The organism is Butyrivibrio sp. AE3009 (genome assembly GCF_000420845.1).
Classification (GTDB): Bacteria; Bacillota; Clostridia; order Lachnospirales; family Lachnospiraceae; genus Butyrivibrio.
Window position 1 is genome coordinate 18934 of record NZ_ATVS01000018.1, and the last position, 21461, is coordinate 40394.

Here is a 21461-nt window from a genome sequence, read left to right on the forward strand (position 1 = left end):
ATAAATTAACAGGGGAAATCTCTTTTTATGAAAAACAAACTCGTAAAGCTACCAATAATCGTTGTGGTAATCCTTATGGCAGTTATATACCTGGTCAGGATGTTTACTAACGGGCCCTGGTACGACGAACTGTATACCTATTATTACTTTATCAGCAGAGGTCCGGCATATGCGGCTATTCACTGGCCGGTTCCCAATAACCACGTGGGATATTCGGTTCTGTCGGCTTTTCTGGACTATTTGGGTAATCCTTATATAGGACTTAGGGGAGTATCCTTTTTGGCTGCTGTGGCCAATCTGCTCCTTCTGTACAGATTCTGCGCAAGGTTCCTTGACAGGTTCCTGAGCGCAGCGGTTACACTTATGTACTGTTCAGCTTACCTTATTCATTCACTGGCTGTTCAAGGAAGGGGCTACACGCTGGTTATCACATATCTGCTCATCGCCATGACCTGTGCGCTTAATATCGGCATGGGAGAGGGCAGGAAAAGAGATTACGTACTGTTTGGACTGTCTCTGATGTTGGGACTGTATACCATTCCAAGTTCGCTGTACTGGGTGCTTCCCATCTGCTTAACAGGAGGATTATTCCTTTTGTTTGCAGGGAAAAAGAGCGAGCTGTTCAAGCTGTTTATGTCAGGTGTGGTTGCCGCCATCGGAACCTTTTTCCTGTATCTTCTGATCTGGCTTGCAATAGGAGCCAATCTTCTGAGCAAAGATCAGAGCAGCGCTTTTTTCGGGATGAATCAGGCGAAGGTTGTGCTGAAGGCTCCGATAGATTCGGCGCTTACCGGAATAAAATATATGACTGCAACTCCGTATATTCAGAGCATCGACAGGGTGCAGTGCATTACGGGCCTTCCACAGTATTTTAAGGAACTTTTTGACAATTATTATGACAGGCTGGGATCAGTTGTTCTTGTTATTGCGGTTCTGGTGCTTGTTCTTAATCTTGTGATCGCGATAAGTAAAAGAAATGACAAGGATGAGGAGTTCTACGGCGCGCTTTTTGTATCGGTTTTCATGATCTTTGTTCCTGTTATGCTGGTAGTACAGAGCGTTCATCCCTATAAGAGAGTTCTTAGTTTTCTGGCTGTTCCTCTGACTCTGGGATTGGGAATTATCTGCAGAGAACTTACTGACAGGATAAAAGATAAAAAGAAGGAAAGTGCTGCCAGTATATGCATCATGGCCGCAGCTACTCTATTCTGGGTGCTGGCAATGACTAATCCCTATTACAGGGCGCCGATGGCGGACAGAGAAAACGAGCTCAAGGCAGCATTTGACACTATTAATGTGTCGGATATTGATACCATATACTATACTGATGATTATCAGAAATATGTTTTGAAGTTTTATTATGATGTGACCCCGACGGAATATTATACGCTGGAGGAAGCAAATTATGTTGTGATAGGTCCGGAGCAAAGGGATGAAACCTATGATTCTCCCGTCTGGCCTGTATTTTACCCCTACAGCGAAGGATTAATTAATGATGTTTCAAAAAAAATGGTTGTTATAGGGGGCACAGACAATTATACTATCTATGCGAGTAACACCGATTAACCGATCGGTTTTTTGGAGGATGAGTTAGTTGGATTTAGAAAGACAGAAGAAAGCCCCTATTTATGAGGCTCTTGAGAGATTTAGAAAACAGAGGGTTGTGCCCTTTGACGTTCCCGGTCACAAGAGAGGCAGAGGTAATGCCGAGCTTGTGAGCTTTCTTGGCGACAGATGCGTCGGAATCGATGTCAATTCCATGAAGCCACTTGATAACCTGTGCCATCCCGTATCGGTTATCAAGGATGCAGAGGAACTTATGGCAGACGCCTTTGGTGCTGCCCATGCATTTATGATGGTTAACGGAACCACCAGCGCTGTTCAGGCTATGGTTTTATCCCATGTTAAGGCAGGGGAGAAGATCATTATGCCCAGAAATGTACATAAGAGTGCCATCAATGCTCTTATTCTCTGCGGCGCTGTTCCCGTATATATTGATCCCAAGGTAGATACCAAGCTGGGAATCCCTCTTGGTATGGAGATAGCGGATGTTAAGAAGGCAGTGGAAGATAATCCTGATGCCAAGGCTATTCTTATCAACAACCCTTCCTACTACGGCATCTGCTCAGATCTTAAGGCGATTGTAGAGCTGGCCCATGCCAATGGCATGAAGGCTCTCGTGGATGAGGCTCATGGCACGCATCTGTACTTTGGACCAAATCTCCCCCTTAATGCAATGGCTGCAGGCGCCGACATGGCTGCCATCAGTATGCACAAGTCTGGAGGAAGCCTTACACAGAGTTCGATCCTATTGTGCGGCCCGGATGCAAATGTGGGATATATCAGCAGAATAGTGAATCTTACACAGACCACCTCTGCCAGCTATCTGCTTCTTGGTAGCCTTGATATTTCAAGAAGAAATCTTGCGCTTAACGGACATGACAGCTTTGCCAAGGTTACAAGGATGGCTCAGTACGCAAGAGAAGAGATCAATGATATCGGTGGTTATTACGCTTACGGCAATGAGCTCAAGAACGGCGGAAGTATCTTTGATTTTGATGAGACCAAGCTTGTGGTTAATACAAGGAGCATCGGACTTACAGGTATCGAGGTATATGATCTTCTCCGTGATGAGTATGATATTCAGATGGAGTTCGGAGACCTGTCCAATGTTATGGCTTATATTTCCATCGGCGACAGGCTTCAGGATATTGAGCGTCTGGCAGGAGCACTTGCGGATATCAGAAGACTTTATTCCAAGCCGGAATATCAGATCTTCGCTGCAGAGTACATCACACCTATAGTTAAGGCAACTCCTCAGGAAGCTTTTTATGCTGAGAAGGAATCACTTCCGATAGATGAGACTGTGGGCAGGATCAGTGCGGAGTCGGTTATGTGCTATCCGCCGGGAATACCGATCCTTTCACCCGGTGAGATGATCACCAAAGATATTCTGGATTATATTAAAACAGCCATGGAAAAGGGCTGTTCCATGCAGGGACCCGAGAGTGAGGATATCTCGGAGCTCTTTGTACTGAAATAAGAAGCATAGACTTATTAAGATATAGGAGATGAAGTAATGGCTGAGATGGATTATTGGTTCAGTGATATGCACACAGGCAATGTAAAAATAAGCATTCGCCTTGCCAAACAGCTTTTTTCGGGAACCAGTGAGTTTCAGAGAATCGATGTCTTTGATTCACCTGAATTCGGTAAGTTCCTGACCTCGGACGGAAACATCATCTTTTCCGAGAAGGACGAGTTCACTTATGATGAGATGATCGTTCATGTGCCCATGGCTGTTCACCCCAAGGTTCAAAGAGTCTTGGTTCTTGGCGGCGGAGACGGCGGTGTTGCCAGAGAGCTGACACATTATGACGAGATCAAGGTCATCGATGTGGTGGAGCCTGACAATATGTTTGTGGATGTCTGCAAACAGTTTTTCCCGGACAACGCAGTGGGACTTGAGGACGACAGGGTTCACATCTATTATCAGGACGGACTTAAGTACCTTCGTAAATGCGACGATATGTATGACCTTATTATAAATGACGTTACAGAGCCTCTTGGACATGAGGCGGGACTTTTCACCAAGGAATTCTACGGGAGCTGCTACAAGGCGCTTCACGACGACGGAATCATGGTTTATCAGCATGGAAGTCCCTTCTACGATGAGGACGAGGAGAGCTGCAGAGCCATGCACCGCAAGGCCTACAGAGTATTCCCGGTTAACAGGGTATATCAGGCCCACATTCCTACCTGCCCCGCAGGCTACTGGCTCTTTGGTTTTGCCAGCAAGAAGTATCATCCTCTGAAGGACTTCAACCCCGACAGATGGGACGAGAGAGGTATCAAGACCTGGTACTACACAACACATCTTCACAAAGGAGCCTTCATGCTCCCCAAATACGTTGAAGATTTACTTCAAGAAGAGGAAGATATGTCTAGATAACAAGGGCGTTTTTTGCGGAGCAATCCGTGTTATCTAGACAAGAATATAGCAAATATTACGAAGATAAAGGAGAATAAAATGAGTAGATTATTGGTTATCGGCTGCGGCGGAGTTGCTCAGGTTGCAATCCAGAAATGCGCACAGAACAATAAAGTATTTACTGAGATGTGCCTTGCTAGCCGCACAGTATCCAAGTGCGATGCACTTAAGGACAAACTTGAGAAGCAGGGAACAAGCGTTAAAATCACAACAGCTACCGTTAATGCGGATGACAGCGCCGATGTGGCTAAGCTTATAAAAGAGTACCAGCCCGATGCGGTTCTTAATGTTGCTCTTCCTTATCAGGATCTGGCAATCATGGATGCCTGCCTTGAGTGCAAGGTTGATTACATCGATACCGCCAACTATGAGCCTGAAGATACAGATGAGCCCGTATGGCGCGCAGCTTATGAGAAGAGATGCAAGGAGAAGGGCTTTACCGCTTACTTCGACTACAGCTATCAGTGGGCATATATGGACAAGTTCAAGGAGGCAGGTATCACAGGTCTTCTCGGAACAGGTTTTGATCCCGGCGTAACAAGTGTATTTGTTGCATATGCGAAGAAGCACTATTTTGACGAGATCCACAGCGTTGATATTCTTGACTGCAACGGAGGCGATCATGGCTATGCTTTTGCAACCAACTTCAATCCTGAGATCAACCTCCGTGAAGTAAGTGCCAACGGCAGCTACTGGGAGGACGGACACTGGGTAGAGACTAAGCCCATGGAGATCAAGAGAGAGTATGATTTCCCTCAGGTTGGCAAGAAGGATATGTATCTTCTTCACCACGAGGAAATTGAGGCCCTTGGAAGAAACTTCCCTGAGATCAAGAGAATCCGTTTCTTCATGACCTTCGGACAGAGCTATCTTGATCATATGAGATGTCTTGAGGATGTGGGAATGCTTTCCACAAGCCCTGTTATGTTTGAGGGAAGAGAGATCGTGCCTATTCAGTTCCTGAAGGCTCTTTTGCCCGATCCCGCAAGCCTTGGCCCCAGAACAGTGGGTAAGACCAATATCGGCTGTATCTTCAAGGGAATCAAGGATGGCAAGGAGAAGACTCTTTTCATCTACAACGTATGTGATCACCAGGAGTGCTACAAGGAGCTTGGAAGCCAGGCTATCAGCTACACAACAGGTGTACCTGCTATGATCGGCACATCACTTGTGCTTGAAGGCAAGTGGAAGAAGCCCGGTGTATACACAACCGATGAGTTTGATCCCGATCCTTACATGGAGATGCTTAACGAGTTTGGCCTTCCATGGGTGGTTGATGAGAATCCCGTGCTTGTTGACTGATAAATATGATATGTCTGTCCCTCGGAAATGTTGTTCCGGGGGACTTTTTTTATAGTGATTTATGTTTATTTTAGATTTGATAGGCATTTGGCATAGTAAAATTAAAGGGTGATATGTTATTCTAATACATGGCGCTTTTTAGGACGCCGGAATAATAAAGGTGGTAATTACTTATGAATTTAAAAGAAATACCTACTCCTGCGTATGTTATCGATGAGAAAAAACTAAAGAAAAATCTGGAGATTCTGGCTGATGTTCAGAAAAAATCCGGAGCAAAAATATTACTGGCCCAGAAGGCCTATTCCATATATCAGACCTATCCGCTTATTGCACAGTATTTATCCGGATGTACAGCATCGGGTATCTTCGAGGCAAGACTTGCCCATGAGGAGTTCCATGCGCCGGATGGGTCCAAAAGAGAGAATCACGTATATGAGCCTGCCTTCAAGGACGATGAGATGGAAGAGCTCTGCGAGATCTGTGACCACATCGTCTTTAATTCCATAAAGCAGCTCCAGCACCACAAGCCTGTGTGGAAGAAGGCCTATGAAGAGGGCAAGATCTCTGTTGGACTAAGGATCAATCCCGAGATCAGCACCGATGATGCACATGAGATATATGATCCCTGCGCCAGCGGCTCAAGACTTGGTATAAGGCTCTGTGATATGCCTTCTAGGCTTCCTAATGGGGTTGAGGGACTTCATTTCCATAATCTATGTGAGCAGGACTTCAAGCCTCTTCTTGATACCTTCAAGAAGGTTGAGAAGGATTTTGCAGCCTATTTTCCGGATACGGAGTTCTCTTATTCAGAGGGTGAAGAGCCCAAGGGAAGTCAGCTTAGATGGATCAACCTTGGCGGTGGTCACCATATCACAAGGGATGACTACGACGTGGAAGGTCTGATTGATCTGGTTAAATATATTAAGAGCACCTATGGACTTGAGGTATATCTTGAGCCCGGTGAAGCCATCGCTCTCTATGCGGGATATCTGGTTACAACTGTCATGGATATTGTGGAGACGGACAGAAAGCCCGTACTTATCCTCGATACTTCAGCAGCCTGTCATATGCCCGATGTTATAGAGATGCCCTATGTTCCGCCTCTTAAGGATGCGGACAATCCGGGAGAACTTCCCTATACCTACAGGCTGTCTTCAAGGACCTGTCTCGCCGGCGATGTTATCGGCGACTACAGCTTTGAGAATGAGAAGAAGATTGGCGACAGGCTCTATTTTGAGGATATGGCCATCTACAGCATGGTAAAGAACAATACCTTCAACGGAATGCCGCTTCCTGATATTGCTGTGATGCATGACAGGAACGATATTGAGATAATCAGAAAGTTCGGATATGAAGACTTTAAGATGAGATTGTGATCATGAATCTGGAAAGGAGCTGCTTTGCAGAAAATTACCGATAGGGCACCTGTAATGGATGGATACCGTATGCCGGCTGAGTTCGCACCTCATGACGGCACGATCATGATATATCCTGTAAGACCCGGAAGCTGGGGAAAGGACCGAAGCGCTGCCCTTAAGGCTTTTGGTGACATTTTTTTGGAAATATTAAGGAGAGAAAATCTGTATCTTCTTGCCAGCAAAGAGGATTTCGAGGAGGCAAGACTTTTCCTGGATACTCTTATCGTCAAGATGAAGGTTCAGGGAACAGATGAGGATACTCTTAAGCTTATGGAGGACAGATGCCTTATCCTGCCCATAGAGTCTGATGACGCCTGGGCAAGGGATGTGGGACCAACCTTTGTATCAGGCGGTGACAAGCAGATAAGAGGAATAAACTGGAGCTTCAACGCCTGGGGCGGCGAGGTGGACGGTCTCTATGCCTCCTGGGACAAGGACGATAAGGTGGCAGAGAAATTCCTTGATATGTGCGAGATAGATTTTTATGATGCTGCGCCTTTTGTACTGGAGGGTGGTTCCATTCATTCAGATGGGGAAGGAACTGTGATGGTTACAGAGTCCTGCCTTCTGAGCAAAGGAAGAAATCCCGGGCTTACCAAGCAGCAGATTGAGGATATTCTAAAGGAGTATCTGGGAGCGAAGAAGGTTCTGTGGCTCCCCTATGGAATATATAACGATGAGACCAATGAGCACGTAGACAATGTCTGCGCCTTCACATCGCCCGGAGAGGTGGTTCTTGCCTGGACTGATAAGGAGGATGATCCCCAGTATGAGATGTCCAAGGCTGATTTTGAGTATCTTGAGAGTGTGATCGATGCAAAGGGGAGAAATATCACGGTTCATAAGCTTCCGATTCCCGATAAGCCGGTAACAATAACCAAGGAAGATCTTGACAACTACGTCTTTGAAGAAGGCGAAGATGAGAGAGAAATTGGAGAAAGACTTGCAGCCAGCTACGTAAACTTTTATTATATTAACGGTGCTGCTCTGGTTCCTCAATTTGGTGGGGATAACGCAGAGAGCGATAAGAGAGCACTGGATATTCTCGGAAAACTCTGCAAAGACAGAGAAGTGATCGGTATTGACGCCAGGGCAATACTTCTTGGCGGTGGAAATATTCATTGCATAACGCAGCAGATCCCTGAGAATGATCTGGGGAAGCAACAGTAAATCTAGGAAATTAAGCAGGTACAAAATGAGAACAAAGGTTAAAGTTGCCTGTATTCAGTACGCCTGTGACAGAGGGGCGGTATCTGATAAGGAGCAGGTAAGAAGAAGTATAGAAAAGGCAGGGGAGCTGGTTAGAGAGGCAGCAGCCTGCGGAGCGCAGATAATTCTTTTGTCGGAGTTATTCGAAAGAAAGTATTTCTGCCAGGAGAGGCGCTATGATTATTATGATTATGCCGTTCCTGCCATGGAAAATGAGGCTGTGAAATACTTTAGTGAGCTGGCAGCAGAGCTCTTTGTGGTAATGCCTGTAAGCATCTATGAGAGGGACGGTAATGTCCTGTATAACTCAGTGGTTATGCTGGATGCGGACGGTAAGAGCCTTGGAGTATACAGAAAGACTCATATTCCGGATGATCATTATTATCAGGAGAAATTCTATTTTACCCCCGGTGATACCGGATTTAAGGTATTTAAGACAAGATATGGCAATGTTGGCGTTGGAATCTGCTGGGATCAGTGGTTCCCGGAGACCGCAAGATGCCTTGCGATTCAGGGAGCGGATATTATTCTGTATCCTACGGCCATTGGTTCGGAGCCTATTCTTGATGTGGACAGTTCGGGGCACTGGATGAGGACTATGCAGGGGCATTCTGCGGCCAATATCATTCCGGTGGCAGCAGCCAACAGAATTGGAACAGAGAGTGTTGAACCCTCCAAGGAAAACGGCGGGCAGAAGTCCAGTCTTTGCTTCTACGGAAACAGTTTTTTGACCGGCGAGACAGGTGAAGTTATTGCAAGGGCTTCAAGGGACAAGGAAGAGATCATTTATGCTGAATACGATTTTGCACAGATAAGGGAGAACCGCCTGTCCTGGGGATTATTCAGGGACAGAAGACCGGACTGCTACGGCGAAATCACCAAATAAGAAACAGATTAGAAGGAAGAATATAGAAAGTTATGGAATATAAGGATTATATGGTAAGAGCTACTGCGGGAAATGCGCAGATCAGAGCTTTTGCAGCAACAACAAGGGACCTGGCTGAGTACGGAAGAAAGGTCCACGGGCTGTCACCCATAGCGGCAGCAGCTCTTGGAAGACTTATGACAGGTACAGTTATGATGGGCACAATGATGGATAACGATGAGGACCTTATCACCGTCAAGATGGATGGCGACGGACCTCTTAAAGGCGTCCTTGCAACCGCCGACAATAAGGGCAATGTCAAGGGCTATGTGTCCAATCCCTACGTAATAATGGAGCCCAATGCAGCAGGACATCTCAATGTGGGCGGTGGTATCGGTGAGGGTACTCTTACCGTTATCAGAGACATGGGAATGAAGGAACCCTACGTGGGACAGGTTCCCCTCTACACTGGAGAAGTGGCAGAGGATCTCACTTATTATTTCACCAAGTCAGAGCAGACTCCATCTTCAGTTGGACTGGGTGTTCTGGTGGAGAGAGAGGATCTGTCGGTTATCGCATCCGGCGGCTTTATTATTCAGCTTCTTCCTTTTGCTGAGGAGGAGACAATCAGTCACCTGGAGGAGAATCTCAAGAAGTTCACATCTGTAACGGATATTCTCAAGGCCGGCAAGACTCCGGAGGAGCTGCTTAAGATAGTTCTTGATGGTTTTGACATTGAGTTCACTGACAAGATAGACCTTAACTTCTACTGTAACTGCGACAGGGACCGAGTTGAGAGAGCTCTGATGCTCATCAGCGAGAAGGATATCGAAGAGATGATCGGAGATGGCAAGGAGATAGAGATGTGCTGCCAGTTCTGTAATAAGAAGTACACCTTCAGCGTTGATGAACTTAAGGAAATCAAGATCAAGGCAAAGTCAGCAAAGAAGTAATTATTAGGAAAATATTATCAGATTATAAAAATAGTGTGAAAATTGATGGCTGGTAGATTATAATTAATCCAGCCATCAATTTTTTTATGGTAAAAAACTGAAAATTTAAGGAGGTAAGTATGAAAAAGTATCACATCAAAAGAGTGCTTGCATTTGTAATGGCACTGACTATGCTGTTTACACTGAGATTCCAGGCAGCAGTTTCGCTGGCAGCTCCATCCGTTCCGGCAGACATCAGATCCATAACAACTGTAGCAGCGGATCTATCCGGCAAGACAATTATTCTTCACACCAATGATATCCATGGTGCAGTAAGCAAATATGCTTACATTGCATCAGTCAAGCAGAACTTCCAGAGCAGAGGTGCTCAGGTTATCCTGGTAGATGCAGGCGATTACAGCCAGGGAACACCTTATGTTAATACATCCAAGGGTCTTGACGCCGTTAAGATGATGAATGCGGCAGGTTATGACCTTGCAACCCTGGGCAATCACGAGTTTGATTTTGGCTACTACAAGCTTATGTCCAACTTAAGCCAGGCTAAGTACAAGACCATCTGTGCAGATGTCCTTGGGGCAGACGGCAAGCCCATCGTAGATCCCAATTATATGTACACAACCCACTCAGGAGTTAAGATCGGATTCTTCGGAATGGAGACTCCTGAGACCCAGACAAAGGTTCATCCCGGTCTCATCAAGGGAATCACCTTCCTCTCCAAGGGACAGCTTGCGACCTGTGCCCAGGAGCAGATTGATACCCTTAAGGCTCAGGGAGCAGATCTTGTTATCTGTCTTGCACATCTTGGAATTGATGATGAGTCTGCAGGCGATGGTCACAGAAGTATTGACCTTTATTCCAAGATTAAAGGCGTTGACCTTATGATCGACGGTCATTCCCATACTGTTATGACCGCTGGCCCCAAGGGAGAGCCTATTCAGTCAGCAGGAACCAAGGCTGAGAACATCGGCGTAGTGATTATAGATGATGCCAGCAAGAAGATAGAGGACAGATTCCTTCTTAACTACGACAAGCTTCAGCAGGAAGTAACCACAGCAGCCAAGGCTAACGAACTGTTCAAGGCCATCGACAACCAGTACGGTGTTGTATTTGCCAAGTCAGAGGTTAAGCTCAACGGCGCCAAGGACCCCGGCAACAGAACAGAGGAGACCAACTTGGGCGACCTTATCACAGATGCTATGAAGTGGAGCATTCTTAAGGCTCCCGGAGCTCTTACCGTTGATGCTGATCACGTTGTTGTTATCACCAATGGCGGTGGCATCCGTGCTACAATCGAAGCCGGCGATGTTACCATGAAGGATATCAACACAGTACTTCCTTTCGGAAACACTGTAGCTGTAGTATATGTAACCGGAGCTGAGCTTCTTGAGGCTCTTGAGGCTTCCACTTTCTGCACACCTAAGGCTATTGGTGGCTATCCTCAGACAGAGGGCATCAAGTTTACAATTGATACAACCAAGGCCTTCAAGCAGGGACAGGCTTATCCTGCATCCACCTACTACAAGCCCGCTGCTATCAGCAGAGTATCAATCGAGAGCATCAACGGACAGCCCTTCTCAGCTACAGATACCTATGCAGTTGTAACCAACAACTTCTGCGCTGCAGGTGGTGATACCTATTATTCATTTGTAAGCGCCAGCTCTCAGTTTGACACAGGTATTGTTCTTGATGAAGCTGTAATTGAGTATGTTAAGGAAGTTCTTGGAGGCAAGATCACAGCAGCCAAGTATGGCGCTCCAAGAGGAGATCAGACTCAGAAATAATCTTTATCCTTAAATAAATACGTTTACTCAGTATAAACATAAGAGCCGTAGTCTTAGCAGAAATGCCGGGACTACGGCCTTTTTTACATGTGATATTTAGAATCACCAAAAATATTTAAGAAAAATTTATAATGGTCAAAAATGCAAAGTTTAGCTTATAAATTAAGTCGCAATAAAAGAGCAAATTGCATAAAATAACGACATGTAAATAATATTTTTTGTCACTTTTATCTGTCTGCGATCCTGAGGGGGATTGTTTTACCTATCAAAATGTGACAAAAGAAAAAATCAACGGGGAAATGAAAAAGGAGGATTGTTGGAATGCATAAGGGGTTTAACGGACGCGTTTCCAAAGGAAAGGGAATGGCCTGCTTTCTTGCCATAACCATGGCCGCGTCAAATCTGTCCGCGATAGCGAACGGCGTAACAGCTTTTGCAGCGGAAGATGAGACCTTGCTGGAGATCAGTGAGGAGGATTCGCAGGAAAGCGCAGAGGAACTAATTCTTGAGGAGGAGCCGGAAGAGGAGGCTGATTTCGAGGAAGAAATCCAGCTGCAGGAGGATGAACCTGATACTGTCATGACTTCTTCAAAGGTTCTTGCTTCAGGGGGCGGACTGATCGCTGACCAGGGAGATGAAGGTTATGCGAACTACATGGAAGACCAGGTCATCGCTGACATAAAATTCGGCGAGGGCCAAAATGCTTCTTCCAGGGATGTTTACAGCAAAGATAAGGGCTACGGCTTCTCCGATGTGGATTATTCTACTGAGGCAAAGGGGTGGTCCGGTAATGTCTATTATCCGAGAGTGCCTGCAGTAACGGCCGGCGCTACTAATGTTAAGGACTATGATTCTTATGTCGCCGTAGATTCCAAGATCTGGACTGAGACCGAGAGCTCAGGCTATGGCGTATATACCTATGAGACAACATCAACCTTTGATGTTGATCTGTACAATGCAGATTACCTCGTGGAGGTAACTCTTACCAATCCCACAGGATCAGCATATACAGCAGCTCTTGAAGCTGAGGATATCTCCAAGAAGTGGGATATTAACGTGGCTGCAGGTGATTCAGTTACAGAGAGCTTCGAGGCAAACCTTGTTGACGGTCAGCTGAACCTTAAGTTCCTTGGTGCAAGCAACGCAACCAAGATGTCTGACGCCAAGACTACCACAGTATATGTATCTGAGGTGAAGATCACAAGACTTGCTACAGAGGCTCGTGGTGATAAGCCTACTGTTTTCGTTGCTTCTGATTCTACAGTTCAGACCTATGATGAATATTATTATCCTCAGACAGGCTGGGGACAGGTTCTTTCTTCATACTTCGGAGATTTCGTTGAGGAGAGAGAATGCGATGCCTGCGGCTACAGCCAGTCACAGACCTATGAGACGGAGAGCGTTATCGTTGAGAACAGATCAATCGGCGGACGTTCTTCCAAGTCCTTCATTGATGAGGGCAAGTTCGATGATATCCTTGAGGATATCAAGCCCGGAGACTATCTCCTGGTTCAGTGGGGACATAACGATTCTACATATTCAAGACCTAACAGATATGTATCCTCAGAGGATTTTGCCAAGTGGATCATGATGTATGTGGATGGTGCTTATGAGAGAGGAGCAACTCCTGTTCTTGTAACTCCGGTAGCTCGTTACAGCTACACAACAGATTCCAACGGCAATCTTGTTTCTTTTGCCAGCAACTTCGAGAGCTACCGTCAGGTAATGCTGTCACTTGCAAAAGAGTACAACATTCCTTACGTGGATCTTACACAGCGTTCGATTGATGTCTGCAACAGCTTCGGTATTGAGGGCTCCAAGATGCTCTTTTTGAAGCTTGCAGCAGGAGAGGTGACTTCAGGAGCATATGCCGGCGGCGTGGATGACTCAACTCACCTTCAGTACTACGGAGCTCTTAAGTTTGCCGGCTGCGTTGCAGAGGGTATTCTTGATTACGCTGATGGCAAAGTAAGCGGCAGCGACGATCAGCTTGATGACCTTGCAGCCAAGGTTACTTTCAAATCCGCAACCGAAGCACCGGCTAAGCCCGAAGGCCTTGCCACAACTTCAGTTGGAGCAACCAGCATTTCGCTTGCATGGGAAGCTGCTCAGGGGGCAGAGCTGTATTACATCTACAGAGCAAAACTCGCCGAGGGACAGACAGCAGCAGATGTTAACTTCGAAGGCGCTGAGAAATACTCTGTATCAGGCAAAACCAGCTATGTTGATTCAAAGTGCGCAGGCGGTGCAACCTATGTATATGCCGTTGCAGGCTTTAACAGCTACGGTGTTGGTGAGTTATCCGACAAGATAGAGGTTGGCACCAAGAATGCCGGCTACAGATTCGACTTTAACTATAACAATTCAGCTACTATGGAAGGCTGGACCGGAGTTAATCAGAATGAAATGTATGACGCAGCCAAGGGTTACGGCTGGATCAAGGCTCCCGGTAACGGCAGAGACAGAAAAGGAAACGGCAATTCAGATTCCTCCGCAATGGCTGATGATTTCAACATCGGAGCAGGAGAATTCGCGGTTGATCTTCCCAACGGAACCTATGAGATCACAGTTTATGCTGCAGATCTTTTATCCGGAACCAGCACAATTAAGCCTGCTTATTCAGCAGAGGGAATCTCCATCGGTTCCATCGCCTGCAAGCAGAGTCTTGGAAGCTGCACCGGAGTTGCCAAGGTAACAGATGGACAGCTTAATATCACAGTTGAGGGAACTAACCAGTATATTAACGGACTTACCATAACCTCTCTTTTGGAGTCTCCCGGCAATCTGGCTATTACAGAGCTTTCTTTTGACAAAGGAACAGCAACCTTCCTTCTGTCCTTTACCAAGGTTAAAGAAGCAGTTTCCTACAATGTATATCAGAAGGGCGAGACAGACAGCGAATTCGTACTTGTTAAGAGCTATACAGCCCAGGAACTTATGGACAACGAGCTTGACTGCAGAGCAATGACAGCAACACTCGGTGAGACTTATTCATACTATATGACCTGTGTTGTAGCTGACGGAACAGAGTCCGCACCTAGTAACACGATTGTTCAGGCAATGATGGATCCTTCTGCCAAGGCTCCTTCAGCACCTGTCAAGGTGGTATGTACAGATCCCGCAGAGGGAGAAACAGAGCTTAAGAACAGCATCAGCCTGACTTGGGAAGCTAATGCAACTTCTGAGAATATTCTTAAGTACATTATTTACAGATCAAACAAGCCTGAGTCAGATAAGGGCTTCAAGGAGTTTACCAAGGTTGGAGAATCCACTACAACAACCTTTACCGATGAGAGCGAAGGACTCTCCACCAACATTCATTACTACTACAAGGTAGCTGCAATGAACGCAGGCGGTGTGTCTGAGATGTCTGAGACATGTATTACACCTATTGCCGGAACTCTTACAGCAGGCGGACTTGAGAGCTATGCTTCCAGAGCACTTGTAGCCATCAATCTCGCAGGTAATGCAGGAGCAGAGACTAAGGTTACCGCAACAGACAAGGACGGAAATGAGCTTACCAAGGGAGTTTATCTCTCCTGGAGAGCATTCCCCAAGGATTTTGACGGCAAGACTCTTACTACTAGCTTCGATGTATACAGGAACGGAGCACTTCTTGTTTCCGGTCTTAAGGTTACCAACCTCGTAGACGAGGCAGGAACAGCAAACGATACTTATAAGGTTGTCGGATCCAATGATGATAACATGGCACTTACCGCAGTTGATACTGCTGTATGGGCACAGCAGTATATCGAACTTGGACTTAATAGACCCGATGATGAGACAATGCCCGATGGCTCAACCTGCAGCTATACCGCCAATGATATGTCAGTGGGCGATCTTGACGGCGACGGCGAGCTGGAGCTTATTGTTAAGTGGTATCCAAGTAATGCACAGGACAACTCCAAGGGTGGATATACAGGAAAGACCTTCCTTGACGGTTATGATGTCAACTTCGCAACAGGAGAGGTATCACAGCTCTGGAGAATCGATCTTGGCGTAAATATCCGTTCGGGTGCCCACTATACACAGTTCCAGGTATGGGATTTCGATGCTGACGGCATTGCTGAGATCGCAGTTAAGACAGCAGACGGAACCACAACCTACACAGGCAAAAACGGAGAACTTGTTGAAACAGGTTATGTTGGAGCCTGCAACAGTGATGCACTTCCCACAGATGTCATCAGTCCTGTAAATGACTACAGAAACAGTGGCGGATATGTTCTTGACGGACCTGAGTATTTCTCAATGTTCAAGGGCAATACCGGTGAGCTTATTGATACAGTGGATTACATTCCTGCAAGAGGCTCAGTTGCAGCCTGGGGCGATGGCTACGGCAACAGAGTAGACAGATTCCTTTCTGCAACAGCATATCTTAACGGAACAACTCCTTTTGCAGTATTTGCCAGAGGTTACTACACAAGAACAACACTTACAGCATATTACCTTACCAAGACTACTGATGATGAAGGTAACGAAACAGAGCAGATCGGTGTTTACTGGAAATTTGATACCAATGATCTTCCAAACGGACCTTCCCTTGAGGCTCAGGGTAACCATGGTCTGTCAATAAATGATGTTGATGGTGATGGGAAAGATGAGATCATCTATGGCTCACTTACAATCAATGATGACGGAACAGTAATGTATTCAACCGGACTGGGACATGGCGATGCAATGCATGTTTCAGACTGGATTCCAAGTCACCAGGGTCTTGAGGTTATGGATGTTCATGAGCATGACAATGCAGCATATCATGTTGAGATTCATGACGCGGAGACAGGTGAAGTGATTACCGGCTACTACACAGGTAAAGATACCGGCAGAGGAATGGCTTCCGATATCGATCCCAGAGCAGAGGGCGCAGAGTACTGGTCAATCGCTAATCCCAATTACACCGGAAGCGATGAGCCTGCATGGAATTCAAGAAATGGCAGCGTATTCGGATCACTTTCAGGTCTTGTTGGAAAGACCGATAAGACAAATGATGCAATGGTAGAGCTCTCAAGCGGAGCAACACCTGCCGTTAACTTCTCAATTTATTGGGACGGTGACCTTCTTGCTGAAACGCAGGATCACACCTTTAACCAGGCTGCATATGTGCCGCTTACAACCACCATTGAGAAGTGGGATTATGAGAGTCAGAAGTCAATAATGCTTTTTGAGTCATCGGAGGTTCATACCAGCAACGGAACTAAGGGTAACCTTGGCCTTGTGGCAGATATCCTTGGTGACTGGAGAGAAGAGATAATTGCAAGAGATGCAGCTGACAGCAGTAAGGTAAGAGTATATGCCACAACAATTCAGACCGATTATGTAGTTCCTTGCCTTCTTACAGATCTTGCTTACAGAGAAGGTGTTGCATGGCAGAATGTTGGCTACAATCAGCCCGCTCATACAAGCTACCTGATTTCTGAAGGCCTTTTGACATCACAGCTTACAGAGGGCAAGGTTGATCAGTCATCAGCTGAGATTGTATTTACAGCTGCTAATGACGGTTCAAGATATGGACATGACATTGAGGGCTATGAGATCTTAAGAGCCGATGTAACAGTTGATGAAAATGGCAATCAGACAGTATCCGATTATGAGACTGTTGCTACACTGACAATTGATGAGCTTAAGGCAGCATCAGGGGCAGAAAACGGTGAGACCAAGAAGATAATCACAGGCTATACCGACGGAGCAGCTATAAAGAAATATGACATGGGCTACAAGTCAGGTAATGCAGCCGGATTTGTCAGAGTCCTTGCTGATGACTATAACTCAGCTAGTGGCTACGGCTGGGCAGAAGGAACAGGTTCTGCAGTTAACTGGAACAGAGTAGGAGTAGGCATTGAAGACGCCGGAGAGACTCAGACAGATGTAGAAAAAGCCTGCTGCGATCTTGTAAGAGCAGACAATGAACTTAAGTTCCTTGTGGATGTTCCTGCAGGAAGCTACAGAGTTGATGTATATGCCGGCGCTGCATACAGCAACAATGCTTATGACAATGCAACCGTTGCAGTGAACGGACAGGATCTTGGAATTGTTTCACAGTCAGCGAAAGTTGCTGATATTGAAAAGACAGCCTATGTAACCTTTGAAGAGGCTTCGCAGATTGAAATTGTTTCCTCCAATGCGGGTGCGCTTGCAATTCTTAATGCAGTAGTTATTTCCGAGGCTACACCTGTTTATCAGGAGATTACGGAGGGAGATGAGACAGATACTACCGAAGTTTACTCCTTTACCGATAAGAATCTTATGGGCGGAACCAGGTATTCTTACAAGGTGGCAGCAATCGTAGACGGCAAGAAGAGCTATAACTCATCAGCGCTTACGATTGAGACTACAATTGCGATAGAGAAGCTTAATGAAGAGTTTGGAGTATTTGAGCTTGTTCAGGATACTCCTCTTGAAAAGGACCAGACTGTAGAGGATCTTCTTACAGCCAAGAAGGACAGCGTTTCCGTAACAGATTCTGAAGGCAAAGAAACAAGAGTAGCAGTTACCTATGACGCTTCTTCAGTTGATCTTTCACAGGTTGGAACCTACACTGCCAAGGCTTTTGTTCGAGGCTATGCTGAGAACCCTATGGAAATAACCGTAGTTGTTATTGAGAATGTACCTACAGGCTATGCATCTTTCGATGATATCAAGGTAATACTTGGTAATGATGTTGAACTTCCAAAGACTGTACAGGCAACCTTCCTTAACGGTACCTCCAAGGCACAGACTGTAACCTGGGATGTATCAACTCTTGATCTTACCAAGGTTGGCGAATATGAGCTTACAGGTACTGTAGACGGAACAAATGATACAGTTAAGATCACAGTAAAAGTGGTTGATGACTTCATTGCAGCAGTCAACAAGACCTATGTAGAAGTTGATTACCTGAGAAACGATGTGATCCTTCCCGAGACAGTGCAGGCTATTTACTCAAGCGGCAAGAAGGCTGACGCCAAGGTAACCTGGGATACATCATCCCTTGACGTAACAAGCCTTGGAAAGACCTTCACACTTACCGGAACGGTAGAGGATTACGATGATGTAGCAGAGATCGATGTTACTGTAAGATATCCTGCAGTTCAGAAGTTTGACTTTGGTATTGATCCAAACAGAGGAGCTGAAGGCTGGACAACCATCACAGTTAATCCTAAGAACGGTACCAAGACCCTGGCTGAATTTGGAAGTGATTACACCAAAGCTAAGGGCTACGGCTTCGAGAATGGCACATCTCTGATGCAGGGACGTACTGAGGGCTTTGAGTACGATGGAATCCTTCCTGTTAATGTTTATACCGACTTTGCACTGCCTGCAGGCGAGACTTTCCTTTATGATGTTGCAAACGGCAAGTATCAGCTTGATTTTATCAGTAATTCCGTATATAAGAGCTCAATTTCCGGAACTGCTGAAGGTGTCAACTTCAAGGCTGATAATGCAGCCGGAACCTATTCTATCGTAACCATTGAGGTAGAGGTTGAAGATAACCAGCTTAATGTGGAATTCGGAGGCGGTACACCAAGAGTAGGCGGTTTCGTTGTTCGTAAGATCATCGATGATGCATCCTATTATGGCGGCGAAGAAGAGGAAGAGGAAGATAATGTTGCTCCTGCCGGAGAGTTTAAGGTTAAGTGGGGATCAACCTATTACATCCTTGAAAACGGCAACAAGCTTACCGGCAAATGGGTTATTGATGGTAAAACCTATTACTTTACCAAGAATGGAACAATGACAAGACTTAGTCAGGTTACCATTGATGACAAGACCTATTTCTTCAATGCTGAGGGACATATGGTAACAGGCTTCTATACCAGATGGGGCAATACAAGTTACTATGACAAGCACGGAGTATTGATCAAATCCGCAGTATTTGAGGTAGATGACTTTAAGTATTATGCTAATGCAAAGGGACATATAGTAAGAAGCACCTTTGTTGATCTGGAAGACGGCAGGCATTACTTCGACAGTGAAAGCCACATGGTAATCGGCAGAACAATAACCAAATGGATGAAGAAGTATACATTCGATGAAAACGGTGTATTGGTAGATTAATTATCGAATTAATGAAAATTTCATAATTAAAAGAGCCTTCGACATATAAGTCGGAGGCTTTTTTATATATAATATTAATGCGGTTCGCAATATAGATAATTTTACATTTGTATAACGTGAATACGATGATCGAGACAATTATGTTAAGGAGGTTGCCTACGATATGGAAGGTAGAGTTAGAAAAGGTAAACTGGTACAGAAACTCATTTTTGCAGCAGTTGCGGCTATTATTGTGGTAGCAATCGCCTTAACTGTCATTAGCGGTATTGAGATAGACAAAACCTATACCAATATGGTTAATGAGGAACTTAAGGTTGCTGTTACACAGTTGAACAGTGAAATGAGCAATGTGTGGGACGGCGACTGGTCCTATGTGGATGGCATTGTCTACAAAGGCGAAGAAAATGTAATGGAGGAATACGAGACCATTCTTGATAAGCTTAAAGCTCAGACCGGTGTGGAATATTCTGTTTTCTATGGAAAAGAAAGAGTTATTACAACCATGAAGGACAGCTCGGGAAAGAAAGCTGTAGGATACAACATTTCTGATAAAGTATACAGCGCGGTTGTTCAGAATAAGGGTAATTATTCAGCCAAGACTGTTCCTGCAGGCGCTGCAGAGAGCTATTACTGCTACTATGAGCCTCTTTGCAATGATGACGGCACCTGCATCGGAATGGTATTTGCAGGTAGGGAGAGCAATTCTGTAGAATCAGCTGTTAAGATGATCATCCTTAATATGTCTCTTTTCTCCCTTATAGTTACAGTTGTTGTATCAATCACCGGAATTGTTATTGCAAATAAGTCATCCGGAAAGATGAGAGCCATTGCAGATGAGCTCGGAAGCCTTTCAAGAGGTGAACTTAAGCTTAATATCGACCAGAGCTCAATAGACAGAAACGATGAAATCGGACTTCTTGCCGATGGTGCCAAGACACTCAGTGAGAAGCTTGGCGAAGTAATTAAGACTACCATGGATATGTCCCGGGAACTCAAGGATTCCGGAGCAGAACTGTCCAGCTCCGCGAATCAGGCATCTCATGCATCCATGCAGGTCAGCGAAGCTGTGGATGAAATATCCAAGGGCGCTGTGAACCAGGCTGAAAGCGTAGAAGACGCCGCAGGCAATACTCAGCATATTGGCAAAGATATTGAAGTGGTTGCTGAGAATGTTGAGCAGCTCAACAGTTATACCAATCAGATGAAAGAATCCTGCGAGGCTGCCATGGAAGCCCTTGGCAAGCTCATAGAGCAAAGCGGAGAGGTTCAGGCATCCGTTAAAGATATCGGACAGACCATTGATTCCACCAATGAATCTGCAAGAGAGATCTCCAAGTTCTCAGAGGCTATCACAGAGATCGCATCCCAGACTAACCTGCTGTCACTTAATGCAAGTATTGAGGCTGCAAGAGCGGGAGATGCAGGTAAAGGCTTTGCGGTTGTTGCAACAGAGATTGGCCAGCTGGCTGTTCAGAGTAGTAACAGCGCCGAAGAGATCAAGAAGATTGTTGAGAAGCTGGTTGCCGATTCAGAAGCTTCCGTAGAAGTAATGCAGAGGCTCAACGCAAGCTTTGAGCAGCAGGAGCAGCAGCTTGGCGATACCAGGACTAACATGCAGTCCATGGCTGAGAACGTTGACAATGTTTCCGAATCCACAGGCAGCATTGCTTCCCACGTAGATCAGCTCTCTATAGCTAAGGATAAGCTGGTAGAGATTATTTCCGATCTGTCGGCTATTTCCGAAGAAAACGCAGCATCAACGGAAGAGACCAATGCATCAATGCAGGAGCTGAATGCAACCTTCGCAATCATCTCCGAATCCGCTGCAAAGCTTCAGGAACTTGCCTCCGGCATGACCGATGCAATGAGCTACTTCAAACCTTGATCATAGAATTTAGTGCCCGGGAG

11 protein-coding genes are annotated in these 21461 nt (G+C 45.7%); all 11 read left to right on the forward strand.

Annotated features, from left to right (window positions below):
* The first annotated feature begins 27 nt into the window (after positions 1-27).
* The 11 genes from G588_RS0110700 (at position 28) to G588_RS0110750 (ending at position 21438) form a co-directional block, all read left to right on the forward strand.
* Positions 28-1566, forward strand: coding sequence for an ArnT family glycosyltransferase (locus G588_RS0110700; protein ID WP_022778734.1), 1539 nt, complete (start codon positions 28-30; stop codon positions 1564-1566).
* A gap of 28 nt (positions 1567-1594) precedes the next feature.
* Positions 1595-3043: an aminotransferase class I/II-fold pyridoxal phosphate-dependent enzyme gene (locus G588_RS0110705; protein WP_022778735.1), complete on the forward strand. Its 1449-nt coding sequence runs from the start codon at positions 1595-1597 to the stop codon at positions 3041-3043.
* A 45-nt stretch (positions 3044-3088) separates the two neighbouring features.
* Positions 3089-3952, forward strand: coding sequence for a polyamine aminopropyltransferase (gene speE / locus G588_RS0110710; protein WP_026668725.1), 864 nt, complete (start codon positions 3089-3091; stop codon positions 3950-3952).
* A gap of 78 nt (positions 3953-4030) precedes the next feature.
* Complete coding sequence (locus G588_RS0110715; protein WP_022778737.1) at positions 4031-5293, forward strand: saccharopine dehydrogenase family protein; 1263 nt, start codon at positions 4031-4033, stop codon at positions 5291-5293.
* 173 nt (positions 5294-5466) lie between these two features.
* A complete protein-coding gene (gene nspC, locus G588_RS0110720; RefSeq protein ID WP_022778738.1) occupies positions 5467-6669 on the forward strand; it encodes a carboxynorspermidine decarboxylase in 1203 nt (400 codons plus the stop codon).
* Between the two features lie 24 nt (positions 6670-6693).
* Positions 6694-7881 carry an agmatine deiminase gene (gene aguA, locus G588_RS0110725; protein ID WP_022778739.1) on the forward strand — a complete coding sequence of 396 codons (1188 nt, stop codon included), beginning with the start codon at positions 6694-6696 and terminating at the stop codon, positions 7879-7881.
* Positions 7882-7906: 25 nt separating this feature from the next.
* The gene (aguB, locus tag G588_RS0110730; protein ID WP_022778740.1) at positions 7907-8806 is read left to right on the forward strand and encodes an N-carbamoylputrescine amidase; all 900 of its coding nucleotides are present in this window, start codon (positions 7907-7909) and stop codon (positions 8804-8806) included.
* Positions 8807-8838: 32 nt separating this feature from the next.
* Positions 8839-9738: an Hsp33 family molecular chaperone HslO gene (gene hslO, locus G588_RS0110735; RefSeq protein WP_022778741.1), complete on the forward strand. Its 900-nt coding sequence runs from the start codon at positions 8839-8841 to the stop codon at positions 9736-9738.
* A 119-nt stretch (positions 9739-9857) separates the two neighbouring features.
* Complete coding sequence (locus tag G588_RS0110740; RefSeq protein WP_022778742.1) at positions 9858-11519, forward strand: bifunctional metallophosphatase/5'-nucleotidase; 1662 nt, start codon at positions 9858-9860, stop codon at positions 11517-11519.
* 321 nt (positions 11520-11840) lie between these two features.
* A complete protein-coding gene (locus tag G588_RS0110745; protein ID WP_022778743.1) occupies positions 11841-19553 on the forward strand; it encodes a rhamnogalacturonan lyase family protein in 7713 nt (2570 codons plus the stop codon).
* Between the two features lie 163 nt (positions 19554-19716).
* Positions 19717-21438: a methyl-accepting chemotaxis protein gene (locus G588_RS0110750; protein ID WP_022778744.1), complete on the forward strand. Its 1722-nt coding sequence runs from the start codon at positions 19717-19719 to the stop codon at positions 21436-21438.
* Positions 21439-21461 lie beyond the last annotated feature (23 nt).